General features: G+C 64.9%; 15 protein-coding genes. 9 read left to right on the top strand and 6 right to left on the bottom strand.

Going from position 1 to position 12,716, the window contains the following annotated elements:
* Positions 1 to 201: 201 nt before the first annotated feature.
* Entirely contained in the window at positions 202 to 1,218 is a 1,017-nt protein-coding gene (locus ACFDR6_RS10480; protein WP_375858208.1) for an ABC transporter substrate-binding protein, read from the bottom strand.
* A 100-nt stretch (positions 1,219 to 1,318) separates the two neighbouring features.
* On the opposite strand from ACFDR6_RS10480, the gene ACFDR6_RS10475 reads away from it, so the two are divergent.
* From ACFDR6_RS10475 to ACFDR6_RS10450, 6 genes are all read left to right on the top strand, one after another.
* Entirely contained in the window at positions 1,319 to 1,966 is a 648-nt protein-coding gene (locus ACFDR6_RS10475; protein ID WP_212085879.1) for a TetR/AcrR family transcriptional regulator, read from the top strand.
* A gap of 100 nt (positions 1,967 to 2,066) precedes the next feature.
* Entirely contained in the window at positions 2,067 to 2,837 is a 771-nt protein-coding gene (locus tag ACFDR6_RS10470) for an ABC transporter permease (RefSeq protein ID WP_375858207.1), read from the top strand.
* 32 nt (positions 2,838 to 2,869) lie between these two features.
* On the top strand, positions 2,870 to 3,907 hold the full coding sequence (locus ACFDR6_RS10465; protein ID WP_212085889.1) for an NAD-dependent epimerase/dehydratase family protein: 1,038 nt from the start codon (positions 2,870 to 2,872) through the stop codon (positions 3,905 to 3,907).
* A complete protein-coding gene (locus tag ACFDR6_RS10460) occupies positions 3,894 to 4,715 on the top strand; it encodes a GNAT family N-acetyltransferase (protein ID WP_375858206.1) in 822 nt (273 codons plus the stop codon). The genes ACFDR6_RS10465 and ACFDR6_RS10460 overlap by 14 nt, the downstream gene beginning before the upstream one ends.
* A 6-nt stretch (positions 4,716 to 4,721) precedes the next feature.
* A complete protein-coding gene (locus ACFDR6_RS10455) occupies positions 4,722 to 5,777 on the top strand; it encodes a dihydrodipicolinate synthase family protein (RefSeq protein ID WP_212085899.1) in 1,056 nt (351 codons plus the stop codon).
* On the top strand, positions 5,765 to 6,547 hold the full coding sequence (locus tag ACFDR6_RS10450) for an ABC transporter ATP-binding protein (RefSeq protein WP_212085901.1): 783 nt from the start codon (positions 5,765 to 5,767) through the stop codon (positions 6,545 to 6,547). Before ACFDR6_RS10455 ends, ACFDR6_RS10450 begins: the two co-directional genes overlap by 13 nt.
* Positions 6,548 to 6,738: 191 nt before the next feature.
* Here ACFDR6_RS10450 and ACFDR6_RS10445 read toward each other — a convergent pair whose 3' ends face one another.
* The 3 genes from ACFDR6_RS10445 to ACFDR6_RS10435 form a co-directional block, all read right to left on the bottom strand.
* The gene (locus ACFDR6_RS10445; protein WP_212085903.1) at positions 6,739 to 7,830 is read right to left on the bottom strand and encodes a TRAP transporter substrate-binding protein; all 1,092 of its coding nucleotides are present in this window, start codon (positions 7,828 to 7,830) and stop codon (positions 6,739 to 6,741) included.
* Between the two features lie 129 nt (positions 7,831 to 7,959).
* Entirely contained in the window at positions 7,960 to 8,217 is a 258-nt protein-coding gene (locus tag ACFDR6_RS10440) for a hypothetical protein (RefSeq protein WP_212085905.1), read from the bottom strand.
* A gap of 66 nt (positions 8,218 to 8,283) precedes the next feature.
* Positions 8,284 to 9,249 carry a DUF2778 domain-containing protein gene (locus ACFDR6_RS10435; RefSeq protein ID WP_249153320.1) on the bottom strand — a complete coding sequence of 322 codons (966 nt, stop codon included), beginning with the start codon at positions 9,247 to 9,249 and terminating at the stop codon, positions 8,284 to 8,286.
* A 201-nt stretch (positions 9,250 to 9,450) separates the two neighbouring features.
* Here ACFDR6_RS10435 and ACFDR6_RS10430 point away from each other — a divergent pair, with 201 nt between their 5' ends.
* Positions 9,451 to 9,888, top strand: a complete 438-nt coding sequence (locus ACFDR6_RS10430; RefSeq protein WP_212085914.1) for a DUF1810 domain-containing protein — start codon at positions 9,451 to 9,453, stop codon at positions 9,886 to 9,888.
* A gap of 9 nt (positions 9,889 to 9,897) precedes the next feature.
* Here ACFDR6_RS10430 and ACFDR6_RS10425 read toward each other — a convergent pair whose 3' ends face one another.
* On the bottom strand, positions 9,898 to 10,674 hold the full coding sequence (locus tag ACFDR6_RS10425; protein WP_212085917.1) for a crotonase/enoyl-CoA hydratase family protein: 777 nt from the start codon (positions 10,672 to 10,674) through the stop codon (positions 9,898 to 9,900).
* Positions 10,675 to 10,714: 40 nt separating this feature from the next.
* Positions 10,715 to 11,197 (bottom strand): tautomerase family protein, encoded by a 483-nt coding sequence (locus ACFDR6_RS10420; protein WP_212085919.1) that lies wholly within the window; start codon positions 11,195 to 11,197, stop codon positions 10,715 to 10,717.
* 123 nt (positions 11,198 to 11,320) lie between these two features.
* Here ACFDR6_RS10420 and ACFDR6_RS10415 point away from each other — a divergent pair, with 123 nt between their 5' ends.
* Positions 11,321 to 11,908, top strand: a complete 588-nt coding sequence (locus ACFDR6_RS10415; RefSeq protein ID WP_375858205.1) for a TetR/AcrR family transcriptional regulator — start codon at positions 11,321 to 11,323, stop codon at positions 11,906 to 11,908.
* A 14-nt stretch (positions 11,909 to 11,922) separates the two neighbouring features.
* A complete protein-coding gene (locus tag ACFDR6_RS10410; RefSeq protein ID WP_375858204.1) occupies positions 11,923 to 12,708 on the top strand; it encodes a 2-keto-4-pentenoate hydratase in 786 nt (261 codons plus the stop codon).
* Positions 12,709 to 12,716: the final 8 nt, after the last annotated feature.

The raw sequence follows: 12,716 nt of genomic DNA, 5'->3' as shown, positions 1-12,716 counted from the left end.
GGAATACCTGGGGGATGGGCAGGCTGGAGCCGCTTTCGTGTCCCGGACGGGCTGCAGCGTGCAACGCTGCTGCGCAGAGCCGGGACCCACGCCTCCCGGATCATGCTCTCGGTAAAATGGGCCCCGGCTCTGCAGCGCACCGTCTAAGGGACGCTGCGCTACGTCCGGGGCAGGTGCGGAGAACGGGGCAACGGCTGCCCCTTACCTCTTCACCTTGCTCGCGTCCATCTTGATGCTCGGATCCAGCATCTTCGTCGTGAACGCCGTCGTCACGTCGAATGGCTTCTCCATGCCGAGATAGGTGTGGACCAGATCGTAGTCCTTCTTCATCCGCTCGCCGTCGATCCAGCCGAGACCCTTGGTGGTGGTGAACTCGTCCGTCATCAGGAACTTGATGCGCTCCCACTGGCGCTCCTGGTTCTCCTTGTCGAGACCGGAGACCTGGTCGAGCAGCGCCTTCAGGCACGGCGTGGCGTCGGCGACGCAGGCGGCAAAGGCCTTCTGCGTGACACGCACGAAGTCTTCGACGACCTTCGGATTCTTCTGCAGGTAAGCGCCGTTGACGATCAGCGAGTTGCCGTAAGGATTGAGCCCGATGTCCTTCCAGTTGACGTAGCCGAGGTCCTGTCCGAACTCGATCACCTTCAGATCGTGCTCGTTGTAGAAGTCGCTGATGATGTCGACGGTGTGGCTCTTCAACGCCGCGATCTTCGCGGTCGGCCCGACATTGACGAAGCCGACGGCATCGGGTGCAAGGCCTGCGGCCTTGGCGAAGGCCGGCCACATCACGCGCGAGGCATCGCCGGGCGGATTGCCGATCTTGTGGCCGGCAAAATCCTTCACCCCGTTCACGCCGTAGCTCTTCAGCCAGTAGAAGGTCTGGCCGGTATTGGCGTAGACGCTCATCACGGCAACGGTGTCGGCGCCCTTGCTCTTGGCCACCAGCATGGTGGCGAGATCGGCGACGCCGAAGGGCGAGCCGCCGGAGCCGACCTTGGCGGCGGAGACGCCGGAGCCCTTGCCGACCTCGATGGAGAGGTCGATGCCCGCCTTCTCGTACCAGCCCTGCGCCTTGGCGTAATAATACGGCGAGTGGTCGGCCGTCGGCGTCCAGTTGAGGATCAGGTTCACAGCCTCGCCCGCGCTCGCCGGCGCCGCCGTCAAACCGAGCGTCAGCGCCAACACCAGGGCAGAGCCCGCCGCTTGCAAATGCTTCATCGCACCTCTCCTCATTGCCGCGACCCGCCTTGTCGCTCTCCCCATGGAAGGATACCAATGCAACAAGCCCGCCCTCAACTTGTCAACTGTTTGGTTGGAAATGACCGCAAAGCGATCTGGCGACACCGTGCCGCAGCGGCGCGACCCCGTCGCCACCCGCAAGAAACTGCTCACCGCGGCGCGCCTGGAATTCGCCCGGCATGGCCTTGCGGGGGCCCGCGTCGACGAGATCGCCGAGCGCGCCGGCGTCAACAAGCAGCTCGTCTATCATTACTTCGGCGACAAGGACGCGCTCTACCTCGCCGTACTCGAATGGGTCTATGAGGACATCCGCGAGCAGGAGCGCCGGCTCAATCTCGAAGGCCTGCCGCCGGAGAAGGCGATCCGCAGGCTGATCGAAGCCTCGTTCGACCATCTGGCCGCAAACCCCGATTTCATCGTGCTTTTGAACGACGAGAACCGCAGCGGCGCCCGCCACGTCCGCGGCTCGACCCGGCTGGAGGCGATGCATTCCCCGCTGGTCAAGAGCGTCTCGCACATCCTCAACGAAGGCGTGCGCGCGGGCGTGTTCCGCAAGGGGATCGATCCGGTCCAACTCTATATCTCCATTGCCGGCCTCAGCTATTTCTTCTTCTCCAACACGCCGACGCTGTCGGCGATTTTCGGCAAGGACCTGTCGAGCCGCGCCCAGCGCCGCGCCCGTCGCAGGCACGTCGCCGACCTCGTGCTCCACTCGCTCCGGCCATAATCAACCAACTGGTTGAAACTTTCCCCAAGGGCGGTTAGGCTTGCAGCTGCTTAGGCTGAAGATTTGCGGTATCGCCGCCGCGCCAACAGGGAGCAAACCGGTGGCAGGAGACAGCGCACGCGCCTCGCGCAGCTTCGCGATCGTCCTGATCGTGCACCTCGCCGTGCTCGTGCTCTGGCAGGTCGCGGTCGATGCCTTCCACGTGCCGAAATTCATCCTGCCCTCCCCGCTCGCGACCGTGCAGACGCTGGGAACCGCGAACTATGCCTGGGGCGCCAACACGCTGGTGACGGCGATCGAGATCCTCGGCGGCTTCGCGCTCGGCGCCTTCGTCGGCGTCGCGCTCGCGGTGATCTTCAGTTGGGCGCCGCTGCTGAGCCTCGTGCTGCTGCCGCTGTTCGTGACACTGAACATGATCCCGAAGGTCGCGCTCGGCCCGCTCTTCATCGTCTGGTTCTCCTACGGCATCGTGCCGAACATCCTGATCGCCTTCAGCATCTGCTTCTTTCCGATCCTGCTCACCACCGCGCGGGGCCTGCGCGAGGTCGAGCCGGACCTGCTCGACCTCGTGAAATCGCTGCGCGGCTCGCGCTGGACGCTGTTCCGCAAGATCCAGCTGCCGGGATCGCTGCCTTACATATTCTCCGGCATGAAGGTCGGCGCCATCCTCGCGGTCGCCGGCGCCATCGTCGGGGAATTCATCGCCTCCGAGCGCGGGCTCGGCTACCTCATGATCCAGGTGCAGTCCTCGCTCGACACGCCCGCGATGGTGATGGCGGTCGTGCTGCTGACACTGCTCGGGGTCGCGCTCTACGGCCTGGTGCTCGCCCTCGAACGCATGTTCGTGGTCGGCGACGCAAGACAGACCTGACAACGACAGAACTAGGACCGGGGACCAGATCCATGCTGCTCACACGCCAGACGCTGCCCAAGACCATCCCCGATATCGCTGCCCTCGACGATCTCCTGTGCCGGCCGAGCCAGGCGCTGATCGACGACCTCAAGAAAGTCGAGGGCGACATCATGATCCTCGGCGTCGGCGGCAAGATGGGGCCGACGCTGGCGGGGCTCGCAAAAGCCGCCGTCCCGGATCGCCGCGTGATCGGCGTCGCCCGCTTCAGCGAAGCCGGTGTTGAGGAGTGGCTGCAGGCGCGCGGCGTGGAGACCATCAGTTGCGACCTGATGGACGAGCGCGCGATCCAGGCGCTGCCGAAGACACCCAACATCATTTTCATGGCCGGTAGAAAATTCGGCGCCGAGGGCGATCTGTCGCTGACTTGGGCCATGAACGCGCACGTGCCGGCGCTGGTCGCGCAGGCCTTCCCGTCCTCGCGCATCGTCGCGTTCTCGACAGGCTGCATCTATCCGTTCGTGCCGGTCGACGGCAAAGGCTCGACCGAGGACATGGCGCCGAACCCGCCCGGCGAATACGCGCAATCCTGCGTCGGCCGGGAGCGGATGTTCGAGTATTTCTCGCATAAGTTCGCAACGCCGGGACGGCTGTTCCGCCTCAATTACGCAATCGACATGCGCTACGGCGTCCTGCACGACATCGCGACGAAAGTGCTCGCGGGTACACCGATCGACGTCAGCCTCGGCCATGTCAATTTCATCTGGCAGGGCGACGCCTCGGCGCAGGCACTGCGCTGCCTCGCGCATTGCACGACGCCGACCTCGCCGATCAACGTCAGCGGCCACGAGATTTTGGCGGTGCGCGATCTCGCCCAAAAATTCGGCGCAAGGTTCGGCCGCGCACCGGTGCTGACCGGCAAGGAGGAGCCGACGGCGTGGCTGACCGACACGTCAAGGGCTGTCGAGCTGTTCGGCCTGCCTGTCGTCGACACCGAGCAACTGATCGCCTGGACCGCGGATTGGGTCTCGCGCGCCATGCCGAGCCTCGGCAAGCCCACCAAATACGAGGTGCGCGATGGCCGTTACTGACGCCCCGCCCATCCTCAAGCTTGGCGTCGACGACGCGCTGGCAGGGCTCGCGCTATCGACGGAGGCGCACTGGAACCAGATCGAGGACGATTGGCGCATCTTCCTGCGTGAAGGCGTCGTGTTCGGCATTCGTGACGGTGCGCGACTGGTCGCGACCGCAGCCCTGCTGCCCTATTCCGGCAACAACGCCTGGATCAGCATGGTGCTGGTATCAGGCACGCATCGCCGCCGTGGCCTTGCCACGCGTCTCGTCGACGCCTGCCTGGAAACCGCGCGCCAGAACGGCCTGACCAGCTGGCTCGACGCCACGCCCGACGGCGCCGCGGTGTACGGACCGCTGGGGTTCACGCCGACACTCGAATTGCGTCGGCTGAAGCTGATGAAACCTGCGCGAGCCGAAGCGCCGCCCCCGTCATCCGCAACACTCGATGCGCTTCGTATGCGGGACCGGCGGGCCACAGGTTTCGACCGGTCTGCCCTGCTCTCCGCCTTCGCACAGCGCACCGGCTCGCGCATCGTCGCCGCGAACGGCGCCATCGCGCTGGTCCGCGACGGCAGAACCGCCCGCCAAATCGGCCCGTTGTTTGCGGACGACGCCGCGGCAGCTCTGGCCTTGGTTGACGCGATCGTGCGCTCCGAGACCAGTCCGATGCTGCTCGACGCCGTCGCCGCGCAAGGCGCACTCCTGGATGGATTGCTGGCTGCCGGCTGGACCATCGAGCGTCCGTTCCAGCGCATGCGGTTCGGCCCCGCCACCATCGCCGCCGAAGAAACGCCATTCGCCGTCGCCGGCCCCGAATTCGGATAGGACATCATGCATCACAGCCAGATCCACAGCGACATCCGCAAGCTGATCGCCGACGGCACCGTGATGCCGGCGCATCCCCTCGCCCTCACCGCCGAGCGCCAGCTCGACCAGACGCATCAGCGCGCGCTGACGCGCTACTACATCGACGCGGGCTCAGGCGGCCTTGCGGTCGGCGTGCACACCACCCAATTCGCGATCCGCGACGTCGGCCTCTACCGCCCCGTGCTCGAGCTTGCCGCCGAGACCGCAGCCAACTGGACCAAGCGTGCGCTGGCAATGGTCGCAGGCCTTGCCGGCCCAACCAGCCAGGCAACCGCCGAAGCCCGCACCGCGCGCGACATCGGCTATCACGCCGGCCTGCTCAGCCTCGCCGCGATGAAGAGCGCCTCCGAGGACGAGATCATTGCCCACTGCACGGCGGTCGCCGCCGAAATCCCGCTGATCGGCTTCTATCTTCAGCCGGCCGTCGGCGGGGTCGTCCTGTCGAGCCGTTTCTGGCAGCGCTTCGCCTCGATCGACAATGTCATCGCCATCAAGATCGCGCCTTTCAACCGTTACCGGACCCTCGATGTGCTGCGCGGCGTCGCGGCGGCCGGCGCGCTCGACCGCGTCGCGCTCTACACCGGCAATGACGATCACATCCTGCTCGACCTGATGCTGCCGTTCGACCTTCGCGAGAACGGCAGCACCACGCGGACCTATTTCAAAGGCGGCCTGCTCGGCCATTGGTCGGTTTGGACCGCGAGCGCGATCAAGCAGTTCGAGCGTTGCAAGGCAACGCGGCACAAGGACAGCGTACCCGCGGACCTGCTCGCGCTTGATGCCCGCGTCACCGACTGCAACAGCGCTTTCTTCGACGTCGCCAATAATTTTCACGGCTGCATCGCAGGCTGCCATGAAGTTCTGAGGCGCCAGGGCCTGATGAAAGGTCTGTGGTGCCTCGATCCGAACGAAGGCCTCAGCCCCGGCCAGAAGGAGGAGATCGATCGCGTCACCCGTGAGCACGCCGACCTCAGCGACGATGCCTTCGTCGCCGCCAACCTGAATAAATGGCTGGCATGAGCTCGGCCCCCTTCATCAGCCTGCAAGGCGTCCGCAAGGTCTATCGCAGCGGCGGCGCCGAGTTTCTCGCGGTGTCCGACGTCACCATGGACGTGCAGGAGGGTGAGCTGGTCTCACTGGTCGGCCCGTCCGGCTGCGGCAAGACCACGGTGATGAAGATCCTGGCCGGCCTGCACGACGCCGACGGCGGCACCGTGACGATCGGCAACGCGAAGAGCCCGTTCGACCCGACCCGCGACGTCGGCATGGTGTTTCAGCAGGCGCTGCTCCTGAAGTGGCGCACCATTCTGGACAACGTGCTATTGCCGGCCGAGATCGTCGGCCTGCCCATGAAGGCCGCGCGCGAGCGGGCGCGCGACCTGCTCAACCTGGTCGGGCTCGCTGGCTATGAGCAGAAATATCCGCAGCAGCTCTCCGGCGGCATGCAGCAGCGCACCGCGATCGCGCGCGCCTTCGTCCACGATCCCAAGCTGATCCTGATGGACGAGCCGTTCGGCGCGCTGGATGCGCTGACGCGAGAGCAGATGAATCTGGAAATGCTGCGGATCTGGCGCCAGAGCGGCAAGACCATCATCTTCGTCACGCATTCGATCCAGGAGGCCGTGTTCCTGTCCTCGCATTGCGCCGTGCTGACCGCAGGACCTGCGAAGATGGCCGACTATTTCCCGATCGACCTGCCCTTCCCCCGCGACCTGCCGCTCAAGACCACCGACGCATTCGGTGCCTATGCGCGAAGGATCTATGCGAAGCTTGGATTGGGAGCGGTGTAAGCTGCTCCCTCCGCCGTCATTCCGGGGCGCGACGAAGTCGCGAGCTATGATGCGCAATTGCGCATCTGAGAATCCACCGGGCAACACAACGCGCGGTGAAATGGATTCCGGGCTCGCGCCAAGCGGCGCGCCCCGGAATGACAGTGTCCTTTTGGATCACGCCCGAGAACACCGCGCCCCTGTGCCTGTGCTCAGCTCTTGTTGCGCATCTTGCTGAGCAGGTAATTGTCGTAAAAATTCTCCGCGATCTGCGTATAGAACAGCAGCTCCTTCATATACGCGTCGTGGCTGTCCTTGGTCCGCTTGAACAGCTCGCTCTTGGCGGCGAGCTCGTTCAAATGCTCCTGGGTCGCGTTATAGCAGGCCTCCAGCACCGGTTGCGGGAACGCTTTCAGCTCCGCGCCGTTGGCGAGCAGCCGCTTCAGCGCCGCCGGATTCACGCTGTCGTATTTCTCGAGCATCCAGGCGCCGGCCGCCGCGCCCGCCTGGTTGACGATCGCCTGGTACTGCTTGGGCAGCGAGGCCCATTTCTCGTCGTTGACGATCATGTGCAGCATGGCGCCGCCTTCCCACCAGCCGGGGAAGTAGTAGTACTTGGCGACCTTCTGGAATCCGAGCTTCTCGTCGTCATAGGGACCGACGAACTCGACCGCGTCGATCGTGCCCTTCTCCAGCGCCGGATAGATGTCACCGCCTGCGATCTGCTGCGGAACGACCCCGAGCTTTGCCAGCACATGGCCGCCCATGCCGGCGATGCGGAATTTGAGACCCTTCAGGTCGTCGACGGTCTTGATCTCCTTGCGGAACCAGCCGCCCATCTGGGTGCCGGAATTGCCGCAGAGAATCGCGTGCGCCTTGAACGGTTTCAGCGCCTCATTGGTGAGGTCGGCGCCACCGCCGAAGTGCCACCACGATTCCTGATGGCGATGGTTCATGCCGAAGGGCGCGCCGGTGGCATAGGCCAGCGCAGGCTCCTTGCCGATGTAGAAATAGAGCGGGGTCTGCGCCATCTCCACCGAGGACGTGCTGACGGCATCGAGCGCCTGCAAGCCCGGAACGATCTCGCCGGCGCCAAAGGTCTGGATCTGAAATTTGTTGTCCGTGGCCTCGGCGATATATTTCGCGAAGGTCTGCGCCGTGCCGTAGATGGTGTCGAGCGATTTGGGGAAGCTCGAGGTCAGGCGCCATTTGATCTCGGGCATGCTCTGCGCGATCGCAGGTGCAGCAACCAGCGTCGTCGCGCCGGCGGCCGCGCCGCCCGTGAGAAATGTACGGCGTTTCATGATGGGTTCTCCCTGAAAGCAAGTTTGAAACATATGGGCTTGCGGCAACGGTCTTTGCCGACCGTTTGCCCGTTCCTGGAACGGAGTTCAAGTTGTGAAAGCCTAGCCTATAGCTCCGATGGAGCGCCGCTAGAGCAGCTTCGCGCTCACGAACAGCGCGCGCACGGCGTTGGTCGCCTGCACCGCCAGCATCGCGTTACCGGCCGCGCCTTCAAGGGCCGCGACAGCGTCCTCATGCAGGGAACGGAATTCCATCCACTCGACCGACTTGAAGTTGGTGAGGAATTGATAGGCCTGGCCGACGGTCGCGATCGCCAGCGTGTCACCGTTCAACTTGATCTTGAACGTCGTACGCAGCGGGGTCTCGGAATTCGTTGGATCACTCATGGGCTGCTTCTGGACGATGACGGCTTAACGAACGGGAAACGGCAGCCCCGCCGCAGCAGGCAAATATCAGGAGTTGGTGCTCGCGCGCTGCGAGGCGGTCGCCGATCCGCTCAGGCTCGGCACCACGACGAGGCGATTGAACTCGCCATTGTCGTAAGCTTTGAGGAAACGATCATAGTCCTTGATCGAGACGCAGCCGTTGGAATCGCCGCGCGGTCCCAGCAAGTAGTTGTGCGTGAGCAGACCGACACGGCCAAGCGCGCTGGTGCCTTCGACCGGGGTCATACGCAGCGCACGGACGCCGTGAAAAAGCTTTTCACGCGGCTTCAGGTCGTAGATCGCGGGCGGGGTCGCTCCCACCATCCGCCGGTCGACATGGTCGGGATCGTCCATCAGCGCGCCCAAGCCTGAATGGGCTTCCAGCGCCACGCCGCTCGGCAGGTAAAGCGCCTTGGCCTTGATGTCGTAGACCGCCGTTCGCGAATCGTAGCCGAGGGCGGCGAGATCCGGAGCCCTGCCGAGCAAGCCATCGCCGGGGGTCAGCGAGGCCAGCTTGATCTTGTCGGTGAATTTTTCGAAGAAATTGCGATTATCGGCCCTGGGACCGGTATCGGCATAGGCTTGGCTGGAGGCGATCTGGGCGGCGAGGTCCGCCTGGACCGGCCTCGAGCGCGGCATCGGGACGACGTCGGCGCGATGCGAGGGCCTCCTCTCGTCGACCGCGGTCCGATCGTCATCGGTCAGCATCGAGCGCCAGTCGTCGCCCTGAAGCTTCTGCGCGAGCATCGCCTTGGCATCGCGAAGCTTGAGCTGGACCGCATTCAGGGCGGAACGCTCCAGTGTCCGGAGGCCGAGGTCCCGAGCCGGCGGATTGCCGGACGCCGAAGCGAAACGATCTTCGAAAGACGGCGTATTGCCGGGCGGCAACGCGGCGGAGACCAGCGGGCTCGAAGAGCCCAGATTCGAATCCCCGATGTCCACGACCCAGGCGGCGGCGCCCAGTGCCAGCGCGACGGCGGCAAGAGACAGCAAAACGCGCTCGGCCCGCCCGATTCGGCGGCGCGACAGCAGCCTCTCGGCGTGTCCTGCGTCGGAAACCATCAGATCCCCAAATAACCCCCCGGGGGACCCAACCCCCACCCGGAGACTCTATACCAGCTACCACATTGGGAGCCAAAAGTTAGGCATAATCGCGGCCGGTAAGGGTCCGGAGTGGACATTCCGAGGTATCCAATGACCGATCCTTTCGATCTAGACCGGTTTGTCCGGGCCCAAGACCCGGTCTATCGGGACGTTCAGGGGGAGCTGATCCGAGGGCGGAAGCAGAGCCACTGGATGTGGTTCGTCTTCCCCCAAATCGCAGGCCTCGGCTTCAGCCCCATGTCGCAGCGCTACGCCATCGGCTCCCGCGAGGAGGCGAAGGCCTATCTCGCCCATCCCGTGCTCGGCGCGCGGCTGATCCAATGCACCCGCCTCGTCCTCACCGTTCAGGGGCGGAGCATCAACGCGATCCTCGGCGCGCCCGACGACGCCAAATTCCGCTCGTCGATGACGTTGTTCGGCGCGGTGTCCGATGAGCCCATTTTCGACGAGGCGCTCGCCCGCTATTTCGCAGGCGAGCGCGACACCGCGACGCTGGAGATCCTGTCGAGGCTGGATCGGAATGCCTAGCGCCTGCGATCAACGCCCCTGGAAGACGGCCGCACGACGCTCGATGAAGGATTGAATTCCCTCCTTCGCGTCCGCGCTGCCGAGCACACGGGCGCGCATCTCGGGGATGTAGGCGATCGCCGCCGCCTCGCCGCCTTCGACGTACTTGGCCGCCGCTTCCTTGGTGACCTGGATGCCGAGCGGCGCATTGCGCGCGATGATGTCGGCGAGCGCCATCGCACGCACGATCTGCTCTCCCGGCGGCACGATCTCCTGGACGAGGCCGATCGCATGAGCGCGGTCGGCCGAAAATTCGTCGCACAGGAACAGATGATACATCGCGTCGCCCCAGCCGGCGCGCGACAGGAAACGGAAATGCGCGCCGCCGAGTGGCGCAATGCCGCGCCTGGATTCCATCTGGCAGAAGCGTGAATCCGCTGCGGCCACCACGATATCACCGGCGAGCATCAGCTCGATGCCGACGGTGAAGACGATGCCCTGCACGGCGGTGATAACAGGCTTGCGGCAGCGCTTGGCAAGGCCGAACGGATCGACATTACCTTCCCTGACGTTGCGCTTCTCCGCTGCAGGCCCGAAGAATTTCGGCATGTCGAGACCAGCGGTGAAATCCCTGCCCTCGGCGCAGATCACGCCGACGCGGTAGGCCTCCTTGTCGTGCAGCTCGGTCAGCGCATCGGACAATTGCTCCATCATCACCGGCGTGAACGCGTTCTTCTTCGCGGCATTGTCGATGATGATCTTGAGAACGTGGCCGTGCAGCTCGGTACGAATTTGTCCTTCGCTCATGCGCTTCTCTCCGTGATCGTCATTTGGGTTTTGGTGCACGTCAGGCCGGCAGCTGAACCGCCGCGCGGATTGCCTCGATTCGCTCCGGCGTGAATACGCCGGATTCGAGCAGCTGAAGGATCGAGAGCACGCCGCCCCGCGACCCCCAGCTTCCCTCCTCGATGATCTCGAAATTGACCCACCAGGTCGGCGCCGGTTTCTGCATTCCGCAGGCCTCCGCGAGCCGCGCGAGCACGTTGCGGATCACCTCGGCGCGCACCTCGGCCGGCCAGGCCGCGTTCATCACCGCGATCCTGACGGTGATGATGTCGCGCGGGGTGTCCTGATCGGACAGGAGCTGGCCGCCAACCGCCATGCAGTCGGCTGGAAGTTCATGGAAATGGACCTGGAAGCCCATCCGCGCAGCCGGCACGTGCTGGCCGATCTCGGGCTCGAGCACGGCATCGGTCAGGGTTTCCGCGAGGCAGCGGCGCTGCGTCAGGCTGAGCCGGCCCGGGGGTGCGGTCACGGTGATGATGGTCAAGGGCGCCTCTGGAAAATCTATGACACTCGTCATATTTCAGCACGGCTTGCCTATGTCAAGCGTCATAGTCTAGATGGGGCGCCAACCATGGGACTTCCGATGACCTCCAGCACGCGCGACAAGATGATCGCCGGCGCCGCCGATCTGATGAGCCGCCGCGGCTTGAATGCCACCAGCATGCGCGACGTCGTTCGCCACACGTCGACGCCCCGCGGCTCGATCGGTCACCACTTTCCGGAGGGCAAGCAGCAATTGATCGCCGAAGCCGTGACCTTCGCCGGCAAGGAGGTGTCCATTCCCCTGGAGAGGGTCATGAGCGACCGCGGCGCGATCGGCGGCTTGCGGGCCTTCGTTGCGTCCTGGCGCCGCCGGCTGGAGGCAACCGGCTTCGAGGCCGGGTGTCCGGTGCTCGCCGTTGCCGTCGACCGCTATGTCGGCGAGGCGTCCGACAAGGACGATGAGGCGGCGCAGCAGCACCTGCTCGACCTCGCCGACGGCGTGTTCGCCGAATGGCGGCGGATCATGCGTGCGGCCCTGCTGCGCGAAGGGCTGGCTGCGGAACGCGCGGAACGGCTGGCAACGCTCGTCGTCGCCTCGATCGAAGGCACGGTCGCGATGTGCCGGGCAAACCGTAGCGCAGACGCGCTCGATCAGGTCCAAAAAGAGCTGGAGGCGGTGCTGTTCGCCGCCCTCGCCCCCACCCGCAGATAGATTGGAGACGCATCGTGGACCTTTCCCGACAGCGCGAGCTCGCCCGTCATCTCGCCAAATTGCGCCGCGAGGGCCGGCAACAAAGCGGCCTCGAAGAACGGCTGGTCCCGCCGGATGCAGATACGGCGTACCATGTTGCCAGGATGGTGGAAGAGGAGTTGGGCTGGGTTGTCGTCGGATGGAAGATCGCAGGCATGAAGTCCGGACTCCAGCGCCAGCTTCGCATCTCTTCGCCGATTTATGGGCGGGTGTTCGCGCCTCTGATCAAGAGCTCGCCCGCCAGCGTCGAGCACGCCAGGCAATGCAGCCCGATACCGGAAGTCGAGTACCAGGCGCGCCTCGGCGCCGACCTGCCACCGCGCGCGAAGCCCTATACGGCGGATGAGGTCGGCGACGCCGTCGCCTCGTTGCATCCCGGCATCGAGTTAGCGGAGTGCCGCTTCGTTCACGATGCGGCATTTCCGCCAATGCCGGCGATCATGGCAGACGGCTCTGGATCGGGAACGATCGTGCTCGGGGAGCCTATCGCCGACTGGCGCAACCGCGACATCGCCAATCAGGACGTCGTCCTCAATTGCAATGGCATCGAGAGGCGCCGCGGCTCCGCTGCGGAGGCGATTAACCACCCGCTGGTGCCGCTGGCCTGGCTTGCCAACGAGCTGTCGCGGACAGGCATCGGTCTCAAGGCCGGCCAGACGATCAGCACGGGCACGCTGACCGGCATGCTGCGGCCGAAGGCCGGAGAAACCTACGTTGCCGATTTCGGTGCGCTGGGATCGGTGAGGGCGACCTACAGTTGAGAGGGCGC

This window comes from Bradyrhizobium tunisiense, assembly GCF_042263385.1.
Lineage (GTDB): Bacteria > Pseudomonadota > Alphaproteobacteria > Rhizobiales > Xanthobacteraceae > Bradyrhizobium > Bradyrhizobium tunisiense.
This window is presented reverse-complemented; position numbering and strand designations above follow the sequence as displayed.

Bases quoted from the DNA above. Each gene is read 5' to 3' on its own strand.
- ACFDR6_RS10425 (WP_212085917.1), bottom strand. From the start codon at position 10,674: ATGAGCGAAGGACAAATTCGTACCGAGCTGCACGGCCACGTTCTCAAG.
- ACFDR6_RS10455 (WP_212085899.1), top strand. From the start codon at position 4,722: ATGCATCACAGCCAGATCCACAGCGACATCCGCAAGCTGATCGCCGAC.
- ACFDR6_RS10460 (WP_375858206.1), top strand. From the start codon at position 3,894: ATGGCCGTTACTGACGCCCCGCCCATCCTCAAGCTTGGCGTCGACGAC.
- ACFDR6_RS10415 (WP_375858205.1), top strand. From the start codon at position 11,321: ATGATCGCCGGCGCCGCCGATCTGATGAGCCGCCGCGGCTTGAATGCC.
- ACFDR6_RS10465 (WP_212085889.1), top strand. From the start codon at position 2,870: ATGCTGCTCACACGCCAGACGCTGCCCAAGACCATCCCCGATATCGCT.
- ACFDR6_RS10430 (WP_212085914.1), top strand. From the start codon at position 9,451: ATGACCGATCCTTTCGATCTAGACCGGTTTGTCCGGGCCCAAGACCCG.
- ACFDR6_RS10440 (WP_212085905.1), bottom strand. From the start codon at position 8,217: ATGAGTGATCCAACGAATTCCGAGACCCCGCTGCGTACGACGTTCAAG.
- ACFDR6_RS10475 (WP_212085879.1), top strand. From the start codon at position 1,319: ATGACCGCAAAGCGATCTGGCGACACCGTGCCGCAGCGGCGCGACCCC.
- ACFDR6_RS10480 (WP_375858208.1), bottom strand. From the start codon at position 1,218: ATGAAGCATTTGCAAGCGGCGGGCTCTGCCCTGGTGTTGGCGCTGACG.
- ACFDR6_RS10445 (WP_212085903.1), bottom strand. From the start codon at position 7,830: ATGAAACGCCGTACATTTCTCACGGGCGGCGCGGCCGCCGGCGCGACG.
- ACFDR6_RS10450 (WP_212085901.1), top strand. From the start codon at position 5,765: ATGGCTGGCATGAGCTCGGCCCCCTTCATCAGCCTGCAAGGCGTCCGC.